Source organism: Bradyrhizobium sp., from assembly GCF_049581145.1.
In the GTDB taxonomy this organism is placed as follows: domain Bacteria; phylum Pseudomonadota; class Alphaproteobacteria; order Rhizobiales; family Xanthobacteraceae; genus Bradyrhizobium.
Window position 1 is genome coordinate 1 of record NZ_JBAURI010000921.1, and the last position, 16,194, is coordinate 16,194.

At 63.9% G+C, this 16,194-nt stretch carries 15 protein-coding genes; 8 read left to right on the forward strand and 7 right to left on the reverse strand.

The features are described 5' to 3' along the window. The 5 genes from WCB02_RS30245 to WCB02_RS30265 form a co-directional block, all read left to right on the forward strand. A partial coding sequence (locus tag WCB02_RS30245; protein WP_423963756.1) for a murein hydrolase activator EnvC family protein occupies positions 1 to 1,228 on the forward strand: 1,228 nt, incomplete at its 5' end. Further along, the gene (locus tag WCB02_RS30250; protein ID WP_423963758.1) at positions 1,225 to 2,583 is read left to right on the forward strand and encodes a S41 family peptidase; all 1,359 of its coding nucleotides are present in this window, start codon (positions 1,225 to 1,227) and stop codon (positions 2,581 to 2,583) included. The genes WCB02_RS30245 and WCB02_RS30250, both read left to right, overlap by 4 nt. Before the next feature lie 138 nt (positions 2,584 to 2,721). After that, on the forward strand, positions 2,722 to 3,942 hold the full coding sequence (locus tag WCB02_RS30255; RefSeq protein WP_423963760.1) for a divergent polysaccharide deacetylase family protein: 1,221 nt from the start codon (positions 2,722 to 2,724) through the stop codon (positions 3,940 to 3,942). Between the two features lie 135 nt (positions 3,943 to 4,077). Further along, on the forward strand, positions 4,078 to 4,581 hold the full coding sequence (locus WCB02_RS30260; RefSeq protein ID WP_423963763.1) for an RNA pyrophosphohydrolase: 504 nt from the start codon (positions 4,078 to 4,080) through the stop codon (positions 4,579 to 4,581). A gap of 197 nt (positions 4,582 to 4,778) precedes the next feature. After that, entirely contained in the window at positions 4,779 to 5,279 is a 501-nt protein-coding gene (locus WCB02_RS30265) for an RNA pyrophosphohydrolase (protein WP_423963766.1), read from the forward strand. Positions 5,280 to 5,285: 6 nt separating this feature from the next. On the opposite strand, the gene WCB02_RS30270 is transcribed toward WCB02_RS30265, so the two are convergent. From WCB02_RS30270 to WCB02_RS30295, 6 genes are all read right to left on the reverse strand, one after another. Beyond that, on the reverse strand, positions 5,286 to 5,567 hold the full coding sequence (locus WCB02_RS30270; RefSeq protein WP_423963768.1) for a hypothetical protein: 282 nt from the start codon (positions 5,565 to 5,567) through the stop codon (positions 5,286 to 5,288). A 67-nt stretch (positions 5,568 to 5,634) separates the two neighbouring features. Then, the gene (locus tag WCB02_RS30275; protein WP_423963770.1) at positions 5,635 to 6,042 is read right to left on the reverse strand and encodes a F0F1 ATP synthase subunit epsilon; all 408 of its coding nucleotides are present in this window, start codon (positions 6,040 to 6,042) and stop codon (positions 5,635 to 5,637) included. Between the two features lie 88 nt (positions 6,043 to 6,130). Then, positions 6,131 to 7,570: a F0F1 ATP synthase subunit beta gene (atpD, locus tag WCB02_RS30280; protein WP_423963772.1), complete on the reverse strand. Its 1,440-nt coding sequence runs from the start codon at positions 7,568 to 7,570 to the stop codon at positions 6,131 to 6,133. Positions 7,571 to 7,758: 188 nt separating this feature from the next. Further along, a complete protein-coding gene (locus WCB02_RS30285) occupies positions 7,759 to 8,637 on the reverse strand; it encodes a F0F1 ATP synthase subunit gamma (protein ID WP_423963775.1) in 879 nt (292 codons plus the stop codon). A gap of 160 nt (positions 8,638 to 8,797) precedes the next feature. After that, positions 8,798 to 10,327 (reverse strand): F0F1 ATP synthase subunit alpha, encoded by a 1,530-nt coding sequence (atpA, locus tag WCB02_RS30290; protein ID WP_423963778.1) that lies wholly within the window; start codon positions 10,325 to 10,327, stop codon positions 8,798 to 8,800. Next, a complete protein-coding gene (locus WCB02_RS30295; RefSeq protein ID WP_423963780.1) occupies positions 10,327 to 10,887 on the reverse strand; it encodes a F0F1 ATP synthase subunit delta in 561 nt (186 codons plus the stop codon). Before WCB02_RS30295 ends, atpA begins: the two co-directional genes overlap by 1 nt. A gap of 648 nt (positions 10,888 to 11,535) precedes the next feature. On the opposite strand from WCB02_RS30295, the gene WCB02_RS30300 reads away from it, so the two are divergent. After that, positions 11,536 to 12,039, forward strand: coding sequence for a septal ring lytic transglycosylase RlpA family protein (locus tag WCB02_RS30300; RefSeq protein WP_423963782.1), 504 nt, complete (start codon positions 11,536 to 11,538; stop codon positions 12,037 to 12,039). Between the two features lie 149 nt (positions 12,040 to 12,188). Here the strand turns inward: WCB02_RS30300 and WCB02_RS30305 are convergent, their stop codons facing one another. After that, a complete protein-coding gene (locus WCB02_RS30305; RefSeq protein ID WP_423963785.1) occupies positions 12,189 to 14,399 on the reverse strand; it encodes a primosomal protein N' in 2,211 nt (736 codons plus the stop codon). A gap of 93 nt (positions 14,400 to 14,492) precedes the next feature. On the opposite strand from WCB02_RS30305, the gene WCB02_RS30310 reads away from it, so the two are divergent. Together WCB02_RS30310 and WCB02_RS30315 are read left to right on the forward strand one after the other, a co-directional pair. After that, entirely contained in the window at positions 14,493 to 15,488 is a 996-nt protein-coding gene (locus tag WCB02_RS30310) for a tyrosine recombinase XerC (RefSeq protein ID WP_423963788.1), read from the forward strand. Between the two features lie 84 nt (positions 15,489 to 15,572). Next, positions 15,573 to 16,163, forward strand: coding sequence for a DUF4337 domain-containing protein (locus WCB02_RS30315; RefSeq protein WP_423963790.1), 591 nt, complete (start codon positions 15,573 to 15,575; stop codon positions 16,161 to 16,163). The last annotated feature ends 31 nt before the right edge of the window (positions 16,164 to 16,194 follow it).

Below are 16,194 nucleotides of genomic sequence, written 5' to 3' on the forward strand. Positions count from 1 at the left end.
GCCGACCACCGCCACCTCGCCCGACGCCATCAAGGAGCGGGAAAAGGAGATGGAAGCTGCGCGCGTCGAGCAGCAGAACGCACTGCTGGCGCAACAGAAGATGAAGGCCGACATTGCCGCGATCGGCGAGGACCGCGCCAAGCTCAATCAGCAGCTGATCGAGATCGCGGCCCGGGTGCGCGCCGTCGAAGGCAGCATCAGCGACACCGAGGGGCGGCTCAGCACGCTGGATGCGCGCGAGGACCAGATTCGCAATTCGCTCAATTCGCGCCGCTCCGAAGTCGTCGAGGTCCTGGCGGCCCTGCAGCGCGCCGGTCGCCGCACGCCGCCAGCCCTGCTGATCAGGCCTGACGACGCGCTGCAATCGTTACGCACCGCCATGCTGCTCGGCGCCGTCGTTCCCGATCTGCGCGCGCGCGCCGAAAAGCTCGCCGGCCAGCTCGGCGAAATGGTCACGGTCCGCAAGAGCATCGCGGCCGAACACGACCGCCTGGCCTCCGATCGCGACAAGCTCAGGGACGACCAGGCGCGGCTTGCCGCACTGATCGATCAGCGGCAGCACAAGCAGGCCGCGATCGAAAAGGACATGGAAACGGAAAGCGGCCGCGCCGTCGCGCTCGCCAGGCAGCTCGACAGTCTGCAGGGCCTGATCTCCCATATGGAGCAGGACGTGAAGAGCGCGGCGAAGGCCGCCGCCAGCGCCAGCGCGCGCGGCGTCCCCGCGACGCCCAATGGCAAGCCTGATCTCGCCGCGCTGAAGAATCCAAACCGGCAGAGCCCGGCGATCGCATTCGCCGCTGCCAGGGGCCTATTCCCGCTACCGGTCAATGGCACCAAGATCCACGACTTTGGCGGATCCGACGGAGCGGGCGGCATCGAAAAAGGCATTTCTTTGGCAACCAGGCCGGGTGCGCAGGTCACAACGCCGTGTGACGGTTGGGTTGTCTATGCCGGCCCGTTCCGCAGCTATGGACAACTCTTGATCCTCAATGCCGGGGGCGGGTATCATGTCCTGATCGCCGGGATGCAGCGCATTTCGGTAAACATCGGACAGTTTGTGCTTACGGGCGAGCCGGTTGCGACCATGGGGACGACGTCGCAGGTGGCAGCGATTCTGGCGACCAATGCCAGTCAGCCCGTGCTCTATGTCGAGTTCCGCAAGGACGGTACTCCTATCGATCCAGGCCCATGGTGGGCCGCAAATGAAGGCGAAAAGGTTCGCGGATGATGCGCAAGACTTCTGTAATTCTTCTGAGCGCTGCCACAGGTGCTGCGCTGACCTTGTTGGTGACCCAACCGCGGGCGGTGTTGATGGGCTCGACCGCGCGCGCCGCGACCGCCGACACCTATCGCCAGCTCAATCTGTTCGGCGACGTGTTCGAACGAGTCCGCAGCGACTATGTCGAGCAGCCCGATGACAGCAAGCTCGTGGAGTCCGCGATCAGCGGCATGCTGACCGGCCTCGACCCGCATTCGAGCTATATGGACGCCAAGAGCTTCCGCGACATGCAGGTGCAGACGCGCGGCGAGTTTGGCGGCCTTGGCATCGAAGTCACGATGGAAGACGGCCTGATCAAGGTGGTCTCGCCGATCGACGATACGCCGGCGTCAAAGGCCGGAATCCTCGCCAACGACATCATTACCAATCTCGACGACGAAAACGTGCAGGGCCTGACGCTCAACCAGGCCGTTGAAAAGATGCGCGGCCCGGTCAATACCAAGATCAAGCTGAAGATCGTCCGCAAGGGCGTGGACAATCCGATCGACGTCACGCTGGTGCGCGACAATATCCGCGTCCGCTCGGTGCGCGCCCATGTCGAGGCCGACGATATCGGCTATGTCCGCATCACCACCTTCAACGAACAGACCACTGAGGGCCTGAAGAAGGAAATGGCCAATCTGCAAAATCAGATCGGCGACAAGGTCAAGGGCTACATCATCGACCTGCGCAACAATCCCGGCGGATTGCTGGAAGAGGCAGTAACGGTCTCCGACAGCTTCCTGGAGCGCGGCGAGATCGTATCGACCCGCGGCCGCAATCCCGAGGAAACCCAGCGCCGTACCGCGCATCCCGGCGATTTGGCCAAGGGCAAGCCGGTGATCGTCCTGATCAATGGCGGCTCCGCTTCGGCCTCCGAAATCGTCGCCGGCGCGCTGCAGGACCACAAGCGTGCGACGCTGGTCGGCACCCGCTCGTTCGGCAAGGGCTCGGTGCAGACCATCATTCCGCTCGGAAGCGGCAATGGCGCACTGCGCCTGACCACCGCGCGCTACTACACGCCATCCGGCAAGTCGATCCAGGCCAAGGGCATCGTGCCCGATATCGAGGTGCTGCAGGACGTGCCGGAAGAGCTGAAATCGCGGACCGACACCAAGGGCGAAGCCTCGCTGCGCGGCCATCTGAAATCCGATGGCGACGAAAAGACCGGCTCGCAATCCTATGTTCCGCCGGATGCCAAGGACGACAAGGCCCTGAAGGTGGCGGATGACCTGCTGCATGGCATCAAGGACTCGGCCGCGAACACCGCGCCGGCCGCCAGCGATGACAGTGCGGCGGCCGAGAAGCCCAAGGCAGCGAACTGATCTCCTCGAAGCCGATGTCGTGAAACGAGGCGGTCCCATCGGGACCGCCTTTTTTGCGGTATTTCCCGCGCTCCCGCCGCCCTGCCACGGATTTGCCCCAGCGTGGTAAGGTCGAGCCCGGTTGATTCGGGAAGATTCATGGCAGAAACCGCCGACGATCTGAGCACCCCGCTCGGACAGAAGACGGCGCGCGGCAAGCGCCGCCTTCGGCTACCGTTTACGGCGATGCAGGCGCTCGCGTTATTGCTTGGCCTGTTCCTGGCCAGCTTCGCCGGCTTCGCCATCTTCGGCAACAATCCGATGGGCGGCGAACCGATCGCGCGTGTCGCGTTGAGCCAGCCGCATGCCAGCGACGACAAGGCAGGTCCGGTGCCGGCCCATCCCGGCCAAGACGCCAAGGACGCCAACATGCGAGCCGGATCCGGCGAGCAAAGGACCGTGACCATCATCGACGGTTCGAGCGGCAAGCGGCAGGATGTCGTGATCGGCGGGGATGGCTCCAACAGTGCCGAGACAGACAAGGCTGCCGGCGAAACTGACGCCCCGGTTGTCGCGATGGCCGGGATCGACCCACGGCTCTTGGAAAAGTCCCGCTATGGCATGATCCCGGTGATTGCCGACGGATTGAGGCCGTTTTCGGTCTACGCGGCCCAGACCGACCAGGCAAAAGCCGCCAAGATGCCGGTGGTCGCCATCGTCATCGGCGGCTTGGGGGTGGGAGCTGCGAAGACGGCGGAAGCCATCATGAAACTGCCGCCGGCGGTGACGCTGGCATTCACGCCTTACGGTTCGGACCCAACCAAGCTTGCCGAACGAGCCCGCGCCCAGCGCCATGAGATCTTCCTGCAGATCCCAATGGAACCCTACGACTATCCGGACAACGATCCCGGACCGCAGACGCTGCTTGCCACGCTCGGCCCCGAACAGAACCTGGACCGCCTGTTCTGGCACCTCGGCCGGATACAGGGCTATGCGGGAATCACCAATTTCATGGGCGCGCGCTTCGTTGCCACCGAAGAAGCGATGCAGCCGATCATGCGCGAGGCCGCCAAACGCGGCCTTGGCTATTTCGACGACGGCACCGCGCCGCGCAGCGTGGCGGCGGCGCTGGCAGCAGGTCAGGCCGTGCCTTTCGGCAAGGGCGACGTCGCCATCGACGCGGTGCCGACGCCCGCGGAAATCGATCACGCGCTGGAACGGCTCGAAACCATGGCAAAGGAACGCGGATTGGCGATCGGGACAGCCTCGGCACTGCCGGTCTCGATCGAGCGGATCGGCAGCTGGATCAAGACGCTCGAGGGCCACGGCATCATGCTTGTGCCATTGACAACGGCGATGCTGAAATCAAAATCAAGCTAGAGCATGATCCCGAAACGGCCGGCCCTGCCTAGCGACGAATGACGACTGGTTTCACGCTCAAAGAAGTGCGAGATCGAGGTGAGCGACATCTTACGACGACTTTTCCGCGGCTGACCCCCGAGAGGCATTGACGGAATGACGCGTTATGAAGACCTGCCCTACCGGACATGCGTCGGCATCATGCTGATCAACACCGCTGGGCTGGTCTTCGTCGGCCGCCGTGCCGGCGGCATCGAGCATGTCGACGACTCCCACGTCTGGCAAATGCCGCAGGGCGGCGTCGATCCCGGCGAAGATAATTTCGCCGCCGCCAAACGTGAACTCTATGAGGAAACCAGCGTTCGTTCGGTGGAGAAGCTCGGCGAAATCGCCGACTGGCTGATCTATGACATCCCGCGCACCGTGGCCGGGCGCGCCTGGAAGGGCCGCTACCGCGGCCAGCGGCAGAAGTGGTTTGCGCTCCGGTTCACCGGCAAGGATGCCGAAATCAACGTCGCCAACCCCGGCGGCGGCCACAAGGCCGAGTTCGTCAACTGGCGCTGGGAGCCGATGAAAAACCTGCCCGAGCTGATCGTGCCGTTCAAACGGCCGGTCTACGAACGTGTGGTGAAGGAATTTGCGCAACTCGCCGGCGCTTAGAGCGTCGTGCGGAAAGGTGGATCCCGGCTTTCCGTCGGAAAAGGGGGCCCATGAGGGACAGCTAGACAGTTCTGCCGCCCATGGCGCCGCGCCTGCGCCCGTCTTGATGCATGAACAAATCTTGCATGAACCAGACATGATGACGCGGCAGGTTCGCGGTCCTCGGACGTATAAGTTCCGGCAACAGGAGAAGCCGGATGACCGACAGCACGCCCTATCGCCCGAATGTGGGCATCGCCCTCTTCAACCCAGCCGGGGAAGTCCTGATCGGGCGGCGGTTTCGCTCCGATGGTCCCGAGATCATTCTGCCCGGCATGGAATGGCAGATGCCGCAGGGCGGCGTCGACCCGGGCGAGGACCTGCTGGCGGCGGCGCGGCGTGAATTGTGGGAGGAGACCGGGGTGCGCGGCGCGGACTATCTCGATCAGACCGATTGGTTGACCTACCAGTTTCCGCCCTATGATGGACCGCCGCACCGGCTCGGCAAATTCCTTGGCCAACGACAGAAATGGTTCGCGCTGCGCTTTCTCGGGCGCGACGACGAGATCGATCCGCTGACGCCGCGCAACGGCCAACCCGCGGAATTCGATGCCTGGCGCTGGGAGCGCTTGAGCCGCGTCGCCGATCTCGTAGTGCCGTTCCGCCGCGAGGTATATCGCGCAGTGGCCCAGGCGTTTGCGAAATTCGGGCAAGGCTGAGCTGAGTTAATTCGGCCCGACCGAAAACGGGCCTATCGCGATCACGTGGCAATCGCTGTCGCGCTTGGCGCAATTGCCGAGCGCATCGTTGACGGCATTCTGCTCGCTGGCCGCCTTGAGCCCGAGGCCGGGCCGGCCCGCGCTGCCGACGGCAACCGCAGTCCAGCCGGCGGCGGCAGCAATGAGCCTGCGTGCAACGTCGCGATTTTGCGCTTCATCAAGTACCCGCCCGGACAGGATCAGCGCAGCCAGCATGCCGCGCGCACTGGTAGCGGGCAACCGGGTCAAGCACGCCTCAACGGAGACACCGACGCTCAGTTCACGCCGTTCTCAGGCAGGCCTGGCCTGGCAGCGGTCAGTGCATCGCCGTGGTCGAGAGCTCGTGCTGGATGCTCTTGAAATGATCCAGTCGCTCGAGCGCCCGGTCGAGCGCGGAACCGTCGTTCTCTGCGAGCTTGCCTTCCATCTCGGTGATGGTTTCGGCGAACTTCGCGCGGTCCAATTCCTCGATCGAAGTGGCGACATCCGCGAGCAGGGTGAGGCCCTTTTCGGAGACCTCGGCGAGACCGCCGAGCACGATGATCTTCTGTTGCGTGCCGCCCGTCGTCACGGTGAGGATTCCCGGTCGAACCGCGGCGACCAGCGGCGCGTGCCCGGCCAGCACGCCGAAGTCCCCCTCAGCGCCCGGGACGTCGACCTGATCGACCTCGCCCGAGAAGGCGAGCTTTTCCGGCGAGACGAGATCGAAGTGAAAGGTGGCCATGATAAACCTTGCGAATGGTGAGGAGCGAACAGAACTGGCGCAGGGAACGAAGAGGATGTCCTATTCGCTACTCTCCCTGTTCGCCCACTTATGCCGCCTCCGCGAGCTTCTTGCCCTTCTCGACCGCCTCTTCGATGGTGCCGACCATGTAGAAGGCGGCTTCCGGCAGGTGATCGTATTTGCCTTCGCAGATGGCCCGGAAGCCCTTGATGGTGTCGGCGATGTCGACGAACTTGCCGGGTGAACCGGTGAAGACTTCGGCGACGTGGAACGGCTGCGACAGGAAGCGCTCGACCTTGCGGGCGCGGGCCACGGCGATCTTGTCGTCTTCCGACAGTTCGTCCATGCCGAGAATGGCGATGATGTCCTGCAGCGATTTGTAGCGCTGCAGCACCTGCTGAACCATGCGCGCGGTCTCGTAGTGATCCTCCCCGACAATGCTGGCCGACAGCATGCGCGAGGTCGAATCCAGCGGATCCACCGCCGGATAGATCCCCTTTTCCGAGATCGCGCGGTTCAGCACCGTGGTCGCGTCAAGATGCGCGAAGGACGTCGCAGGCGCCGGGTCGGTCAAATCGTCGGCCGGCACGTAGATCGCCTGCACCGAAGTAATAGAACCCTTGTTGGTGGTGGTGATGCGCTCCTGCAGCGCGCCCATGTCGGTCGCGAGGGTGGGCTGGTAGCCGACCGCCGAGGGGATGCGGCCGAGCAGCGCCGACACTTCCGAACCGGCCTGGGTGAAACGAAAGATGTTGTCGACGAAGAACAGCACGTCCTGGCCCTGATCGCGGAAATGCTCGGCGACCGTCAGGCCGGTGAGGCCGACGCGGGCGCGGGCGCCCGGCGGTTCATTCATCTGGCCGAACACCAGCGCGCATTTCGACTTGACGCTGGGATCCGGATTGTGCGGGTCGGCATTGACCTTGGACTCGATGAACTCGTGATAGAGGTCATTGCCTTCGCGGGTGCGCTCGCCGACGCCGGCGAACACCGAATAACCGCCATGCGCCTTGGCCACGTTGTTGATCAATTCCTGGATCAGCACGGTCTTGCCGACGCCGGCGCCGCCGAACAGGCCGATTTTGCCACCCTTGGCATAGGGCGCCAGCAGATCGACCACCTTGATGCCGGTGACGAGAATCTCGGCTTCGGTCGATTGATCCGTGTAGAGCGGCGCTTCCTGGTGAATCGCCCGCATGCCTTCCGCTACCACCGGCCCGGCTTCATCGATCGGTTCGCCGATCACGTTGATGATGCGGCCGAGCGTGCCGGCCCCGACCGGGACCATGATCGGCGCGCCGGTGTCGCTGACTTCCTGTCCGCGGACGAGACCTTCGGTGGTGTCCATCGCAATGGTGCGCACGGTGGATTCACCGAGGTGCTGGGCGACCTCGAGCACCAGCCGGTTGCCGCCGTTCTTGGTTTCGATCGCATTCAGAATGGCCGGCAGGTGGCCTTCGAACTGCACGTCGACGACAGCGCCGATGACTTGCGTAATGCGTCCGGTCTGGTTGGCAGGTGTAGCCATCAATACTCTCCTTCGAATTCTCAATTCCACTCAAGGCATGGTCTTTCCGAAAAAGCGGCATCCGCTTCTTCGGATCATGCGCTGCGTCTCAATCCGTTCCGACCAGTGTTCGCAAACCCATTGCGGCCGCACTTGATCGTCTCCGATTTCACATCAACCACAGCTCGTCTCCCGTTGACATGCCGCGATCACATCGCCTCGGCGCCGGAGATGATCTCAATCAGCTCCTTGGTGATCATGGCTTGCCGGGTTCGGTTGTAGATCAGGGTCTGCTTGCGGATCATGTCACCGGCGTTGCGGGTGGCATTGTCCATCGCGCTCATCTGCGCGCCGTAGAACGAGGCGTTGTTTTCCAGCAGCGCACGGAAAATCTGCACCGCCAGATTGCGCGGCAACAGGCCGCTCAAAATCTCGTCTTCTTCCGGCTCATATTCGTAGGATGTCGCCGGCCCGGCATTCGCCGCGGGCGCTTCCACCACAAGCGGAATGATCTGCTGCGCGGTCGGGACCTGCGAAATCACGGACTTGAAGCGCGAATAGAACAGCGTGCAGACGTCGAATTCGCCCGCCTCGAAGCGCGCGATGACCTTCTTGGCGATATCCTCGGCGTTGACGAAGCCGAGTTGGCGAACCGAGCGCAACTCCACGCTTTCCACGATCTGGGAATCGAAATTGCGGCGCAGCTGTTCGAGCCCTTTCCGGCCGACGCAGAAGAACTTGACCTGCTTGCCCTGGTTGATCAGCGAGAATGCGCGCTCGCGTGCGAGCCGCACGATCGAGGAATTGAAGGCGCCCGACAGGCCGCGCTCGCCGGTGCAGACCAGCAGCAGATGGACCTGATCGTTGCCCGTGCCGCCCAACAGCACCGGCGCACCGGGCGAACCGGCGGCGGCGCTGGCGATATTGGAGATCACCGCATCCATCTTTTCCGCATAGGGCCGCGCCGCTTCGGCGGCGCTCTGCGCCCGGCGCAGCTTCGAGGCTGCGACCATCTGCATGGCCTTGGTGATCTTCTGCGTCGCCTTGGTGGAGGCGATGCGGACCCGCATGTCTTTAAGTGACGCCATTCAGTCTAACCCACAGCCCCTCGGTTGCGCTCGGCCCCCGATTTCGGCGGGAGTTGCCCCGGCTGGATCGGGGCTGCGCGAGGGCCTGAGCGCAGATGAGACAGCCCCCACCGACCAGCTTCGCCGGCCGACCTCCCGCGCGAGCGCGAGAGGCGAATTATCAAGCGAAGGTCTTGGCAAAGCCTTCGACCACGGACTTCAGCTTGGCCGCCGTGTCGTCACTCAGGTCACGGCTGTCGCGAATGGTGTCGAGCAGATCGGCGTTCTTGCCGCGCAGCAGCGACAACAGACCATCCTCGAAAGCACGCACCTTGCCGAGCGGAAGCGTATCGAGATAGCCGTTGGTGCCGGCCCAGATCACACAGACCTGCTCTTCCATCTTCAACGGCGAAAACTGCGGCTGCTTCAACAATTCGGTCAGACGCGATCCGCGGTTGAGCAGGCGCTGCGTGGACGCATCGAGGTCGCTTCCGAACTGCGCAAACGCCGCCATTTCGCGGTATTGCGCGAGCTCGCCCTTGATCTTGCCGGCGACCTTCTTCATCGCCTTGGTCTGCGCCGATGAGCCGACGCGCGACACCGACAGACCGACGTTGACCGCGGGCCGGATGCCCTGGAAGAACAGGTCGGTTTCCAGAAAGATCTGACCGTCGGTAATGGAGATCACGTTGGTCGGGATGTAGGCCGAGACGTCATTGGCCTGGGTTTCAATCACCGGGAGGGCCGTCAACGATCCCAGACCGTGGTCCTTGCCGAGCTTGGCGGCGCGCTCGAGCAGGCGGGAATGCAGGTAGAACACGTCGCCGGGATAGGCCTCGCGGCCCGGCGGACGACGCAGCAGCAGCGACATCTGGCGATAGGCAACGGCCTGTTTCGACAAGTCGTCATAAATGATGACGGCGTGCATACCGTTGTCGCGGAAATATTCGCCCATGGTACAGCCGGTGAATGGCGCGATATACTGCATCGGCGCCGGATCGGAGGCGGTCGCAGCCACGATGATCGAGTATTCCAGCGCGCCCTGTTCTTCCAGCACCTTGACGAACTGGGCGACGGTCGAGCGCTTCTGGCCGATCGCGACATAGACGCAATAAAGCTTGATGTTCTCATCCGGCTGCGCGTTGAGCGGCCGCTGGTTGAGAATGGTATCGAGCGCGATCGCAGTCTTGCCGGTCTGACGGTCGCCGATGATCAGCTCGCGCTGGCCGCGACCGATCGGGATCAGCGCATCGATCGCCTTCAGGCCGGTGGCCATCGGCTCGTTGACCGATTTGCGCGGAATGATGCCGGGCGCCTTGACGTCAACCCGCTTGCGCTCCGCCGACTGGATCGGACCCTTGCCGTCGATGGGATTGCCGAGCGCATCGACCACGCGGCCGAGCAGGCCCTTGCCGACGGGGGTATCGACGATGGCACGGGTACGCTTGACAGTCTGGCCTTCCTTGATCTCGCGATCGGCGCCGAAGATCACGATACCAACATTGTCGGTTTCGAGATTGAGTGCCATGCCGCGGGTGCCATTCTCGAACTCGACCATCTCACCGGCCTGGACGTTGTCCAGACCGTAGACGCGTGCAATGCCGTCGCCGACGGATAAAACCTGTCCAACTTCGGAAACCTCGGCCTCCTGGCCGAAATTCTTGATCTGGTCCTTGAGGATCGCGGAAATTTCCGCGGCGCGGATGTCCATCAGCCTGCCTCTTTCATCGCGTGCTTGATCGAGTTGAGTTTGGTGCGAAGCGAGCTATCGACCATGCGGCTGCCGAGCTTGACCACAAGCCCGCCGATGATCGAGCGATCGACCTTCACATTGAGTGTCACGTCCTTGCCGGTCACCTTTGCCAGCGCGGTCTTCAGCGCGTCGAGACTCTTGTCCGAGAGCGTCTCGGCGACGGTAATGTCGGCAGTTGCCTCGCCCTTGAACCTCGCGACCAGCGCGTTGAAGGCGCGGATCACGTCGGCAACCGCGAACAGGCGGCGGTTTGCGGTGAGAACCTTCAGAAACTTGGCCGAGATGCCGGAGATACCCGCAGCTTCCAGGACCGCGGCCAGCGCTCTCTGCTGGGCCTCCGCCGAAAACACCGGGCTTCGCACCAGCCGAGCGAGATCGGTGCTGTCGGCCAGCATGGCCGAGAATTGATCGAGATCGGCCTTGACCGCGTCGATGGACTTTTCGTCGCGGGCCAAGTCGAACAGGGCCGTCGCATAGCGACCGGACACCCCTGAAACAGACGGATCTTCTGCAGCCACAGACCTGCTCTTTATAGCTGTCGAACCCGCAAGGGAAAAACCGTCGCCGCGGAAGCGGCGCCTAGCGATCCAAGCCCTTGGAATTCAAGCGGGACTTCGATTTCCGACCGGCCCAGGACGTACCGACATCTGTAAAATCGCGGCTTTGCTAACATAGCGAAAGCGCACGTGCAACACGATGCCGTGAGCTGTTCGGACCGCAGCACGCCCCCCTCCCAAGCCTCTTTCGAGGCGCCTCGATGGCGACCGGGGTTTCGCGGACCGTCCGTGGCGCGACGGTGCACGGCACGAACCCAAGCAGGTCGTTCCATTCCTCGCTGCATGGCCGTTCTGAATTTACCGCGGCAGGGGCTGCCAAGCGCCCGCTTCAATACATTACCGTAATACTTGGATAAGACTAATCGCAATGAACGAAGACTGATTTCATCAGTATTCATAAGTATAAAGAAGTTAAAAATTCATTAATTCTAAAGATTACGGAACATCTATCGATGATGCGTTTTAGGTCACAAGATGTTTCAACGGTAGTCCAACGGTCATTACTGCCAAATTCGTGCCTCATTGTGCAACGAAACGGCCCAGACCCTAAATTGGGACGGGGGTTCCACTTGTCACACATGTGACAATACTATTTGCAAGGGACAATCAATGAATCCATTCAAGAACGCGACCGCGGGAACTGGCACCCGTTCGCACACCGCGCTGGCTGTTGTGGCCGCAACTCTCCTGGTCGGCGGGACCGCGACCGAGGCCTCGGCCAAATCCAGATACCACCATCACCGCCATCATCATTCCCACGAAGCCAGCGCCGGGCATCAGGGAACGACAGGGGCATCCTGGCTGAACGCCAATGCCATGGCTCCCTCGGGGACAGGCCACAGTTTCTCGGGCATCGCGTCCTTCTACGGCAACGAGTCGGGCCGCAGGACTGCCTCGGGCCAGCGCTTCGACCAGAACGCCATGACCTGCGCGCACCGCTCCCTGCCCTTCGGCACCAAGCTTCGCGTCAGCCATGGTGGTCGTAGCGTCGTCGTCACCGTCAATGACCGGGGTCCCTTCGTGCGCGGCCGGGTTCTCGACCTCTCCAAGGGTGCGGCCCGCGTTCTCGGCCTGGGCGGCGTCGGCCGCGTCATCGCCGAAGTGATCTCCTGATAGCGTTTACCCAAAGCCGGCTGGTCGGCGTCGCATCGCGCATCGTCCAGGACGGACGATGAAATGCGCCTACCGCGCCGAAGAAAAGCCCGCCGCCCCTCAGGGACGGCGGGCTTTTTTTCGCCGTCATCCCCGGAGGGGAGCGGCTCCTACAAGAAGCTCTGGGGGTCGACGTCGACCTCGAGCTTGAGATTGCCCGTGGTCTTGGGAGCGGCGGCGAGCCAGTGCCGCAGATAATCCGACAGGTCGACGCCGCGGGCCGATTTCAACAGCAGGCGGAAGCGATAGCGGCCCTTGATGACGGCAAGCGGCGCTTCGGCTGGCCCCAGCACCTGCACCCGTTCGTCGCGCGGCGCGGTCGCGCCAAGCTTGCGCGCAAAGCCTTCCGCGCTCGGCCGATCGCCGGCGGAAATGATCAGGCTTGCCAGCCGGCCGAACGGCGGATAGCCGGTGCGCTCGCGGGAGTCGATTTCGTTGGCATAGAACGCCTCGCGGTCGCAGGCCACCAGAGCCTTCATCACCGGATGATCGGGCTGATGTGTCTGCAGGTAGCCGACGCCGCGTCCCTGGTCGCGCCCGGCGCGTCCGATCACCTGGTTGAGCAATTGCCAGGTCCGCTCCGCCGCGCGCGGATCGCCATTGCCCAGCCCCAGATCGGCATCGACCACGCCGACCAGATTGAGTCGCGGGAAGTGATGGCCCTTCGCCACCAATTGCGTCCCGATGATGATATCGACGCGGCCCTCGGCGATGGCGTTCAATTCGCTGCGCATGGTCTCGATCGAGGTGATGAGATCGCTCGACAGCACCATGGTTCGCGTTCCCGGAAACAGCGCCGCCGCCTCCTCCTGCAGCCGCTCCACGCCGGGACCGACTGCGACCAGCGATTCCTCCGCCTGACAGTTCGGACAGGCGGGCGGGCGCGGCATCGAGAAGCCGCAGTGATGGCAGACCAGGCGCTGACGGAAGCGGTGATCGACCAGCCAGGCGTCGCAGATGGTGCAGCCGAAGCGATGGCCACAGGCGCGGCACAAGGTCAGCGGCGCATAGCCCCGACGATTGAGGAACAGCAACGCCTGTTCGCGCCGTTCCACGGCGAATTTGATCTGCTCCGCCAGCTGCGGCGAAATGAAGCGGCCGCGCGGCGGCGCCGCGCGGCGCAGGTCGATCGCCTCGATATGCGGCATGTGCTGACCGCCGAACCGCGACGGCAGCACCACGCGCTGATAGCGGCCCTTGCGCGCATTGACCTCGGTTTCAACCGACGGCGTCGCGGACGCCAGCACGATCGGAATTTTTGCGATATGCGCCCGCACCACCGCCATGTCGCGCGCGTGGTAGTGGACGCCGTCGTCCTGCTTGTAGGCCTGATCGTGCTCTTCATCGACTACGATCAGCCCGAGATTGGCGTAGGGCAGGAACAGGGCCGAGCGCGCGCCGACCACGACCGAGGCTTCACCGGCGGCGATCGCGGCCCAATTGCGTGCCCGGGTGCGGGGAGTTAATTCCGAATGCCACTCCAGGGGACGCACGCCGAAGCGCTGCGCGAAACGGTCGAGAAATTGCCCGGTGAGTGCGATCTCGGGCATCAGGATCAGCGATTGCCTGCCGCGACGAATGATCTCGGCAATCGCCTCGAAATAGACTTCGGTCTTGCCGGACCCGGTGACGCCGTCGAGCAGGGCGACATGGAAGCTGCCATTCGCGGCCAGCGCCCGCATGGCATCGACGGCAGAGCGCTGCTGCCGCGAGAATTCAGGCTGTGCGCGGTCCGGATCGGGTGCAGGCGGCGGCAGCGCGCGCGGCATGACCTCGACCGCGAGCGTGCCTTCGTCGACGAGGCCGTCGATCACGCCGGTGCTGACGCCGGCTTCCTTTGCCGCTTCCGACCTGCCATGCAGCAGCCGGTCCGCGAGCACCTCGATCACCCGCCGCCGCGCCGGAGTCAGCCGCTTTGGCGGCTCGCCGATCAGCCGGACACCCAGGCGTGCCCGTTCGGGGCCGAGATGCTCGCCCATCCGCAAGGCCATGCGCAGCACCATGCCGCGCGCCGACAGCGTGTAGTTGGCGACCCAGTCGACCAGGCTGCGCAGTTCCTGCCGCAGCGGCGGCACGTCGAGTTTTTCGGCGACGTCCTTCAACCGATTGTGCAGCCGCGCATCGGGATTGGCATTTTCCGCCCACACCACCGCGAGCACCTCGCGCGGCCCGAGTGGCACGCCGACGACATCGCCGGCCTTCAGGTCCATGCCGCGCGGCACCCGGTAGGAATAGGTCTGATTGAGCGCGACCGGCACCAGCACGTCGACGACACCGGTCGACGCGGCAGATGAGGTGTTATGGCGCGGGGCGTGGTCCATCTTGACAGCGAGGCTACCGCGAGGTGTCGAAGTTAGCGAACAGTAAACGAAAGCAGTGCGATATAATCGATCGAATCGGAGCGTTCAGATCTCATGGCAAAGCCGGCAGCCGTCATCCAGCCGATCGAGCTGGTCTCGGCAGACGAGACCATCACGATCGAGATGACACGCTGGCTGCAGCATCTGCGCGCCGAACGGCGGCTGTCGCCAAAGACGCTGGAAGCCTATGCGCGCGACTTGCGGCAATGCCTCGATTTCCTCTGCGAACACTGGGGCGCGCGGGTGACGCTCGCGCGGTTTTCCTCGCTGGAGGCCACCGACATCCGCTCGTTCATGGCGATGCGGCGCGCCGACGCGATCGCCAGCCGGTCCCTGATGCGGGCGCTCGCGGGCCTGCGCTCGTTCGGCCGGTTCCTGGAGCGGGAGGGCAAGGGCCGGGTCGGGGCGCTCTCGGCGATCCGCGCGCCCAAAATCGCCAAGAGCCTGCCCAAGCCGATCCAGATCAGCGCCGCCAAGCGGCTCACCGACGCCGACGAGCGCGCCGGCGAAACCCGGGAGACCTGGGTTCTTGTACGCGACGCCGCCGTGATGGCGCTGCTCTATGGGTCGGGCCTGCGGATTTCCGAGGCACTCGGCCTGACGCGCCGCGACGTGCCGCAGCCCGGCGAGGGCGACGTGCTGATCGTCACCGGCAAGGGCAACAAGACTCGCATGGTGCCGGTGCTGCAGAACGTGCTGATGCTGATTGCCGATTATGTCGCAATCTGCCCGTATCCGCTGGCGCCAGAAGGACCGATCTTCGTCGGCGCCCGTGGCGGCCCGCTCAGCCCGCGGATCATTCAGCTGACAATGGAGCGGCTGCGCGGCGCGCTGGGACTGCCCGACAGCGCAACGCCGCACGCGTTGCGGCATTCCTTCGCCACCCATCTGTTGTCGCGCGGCGGCGATCTGCGCGCGATCCAGGAACTGCTCGGCCACGCCTCGCTATCGACCACCCAGATCTATACCGGCATCGATACCGAACGGCTGCTCGAAGTTTACCGCAACACGCATCCGCGCGGCCGAGACGCCGCGACGTCGAAGTCCTGACACAGCCGTCAGGCCCGCTTGCCACTTGCGCTGCCGATGCCGTTCCGGCAATCGTGCCCGAACACATCAAGCCAAGAGGGAAGCATGAGCGCGCAAGAGGCCATGGAGACGTCGGAGCACACCAAGGAAGCCGCCAGCGAGAACCGGAAGATCGCGCTTCTGATCGCGGTGATCGCGCTCTGTCTTGCGCTGTCGGAAACTCTCGGCAAGGGCGCGCAGACCGAATCCATCACCAAGAATGTCGAGGCTTCCAACCTGTGGGCATTTTTTCAGGCCAAGACGATTCGTCGTACGGTGGTGCAGACGGCGGCCGAGCAGGCCAAACTGGGTCTCGGCGCGACCGGCGATGACGCCGCCAAGGCGGCGGTGCAGAAGCAGATCGACGATTGGCAGAAGACCGCGGCGCGGTACCGCTCCGAGCCGGAAACCGGCGAAGGCACCGAGCAATTGTCCGAGCGCGCCAAGCACGCCGAGGAAGATCAGGAACTCTCCACCGCGAAGTACCATCACTTCGAGCTGGCGTCCGCGGCGTTCCAGATCGGCATCGTGCTGGCATCCGCGACCATCATCACCGGGATGATCGCGCTGGCCTGGATCTCGGGCCTTTTGACGCTGGTGGGAATTACCTTCACCGCGCTCGGCATTTTCGTGCCGCATCTGTTGAACCTGCCGTAACGGCCGCGCCACGGCGAGAGCGGAGCGGGGT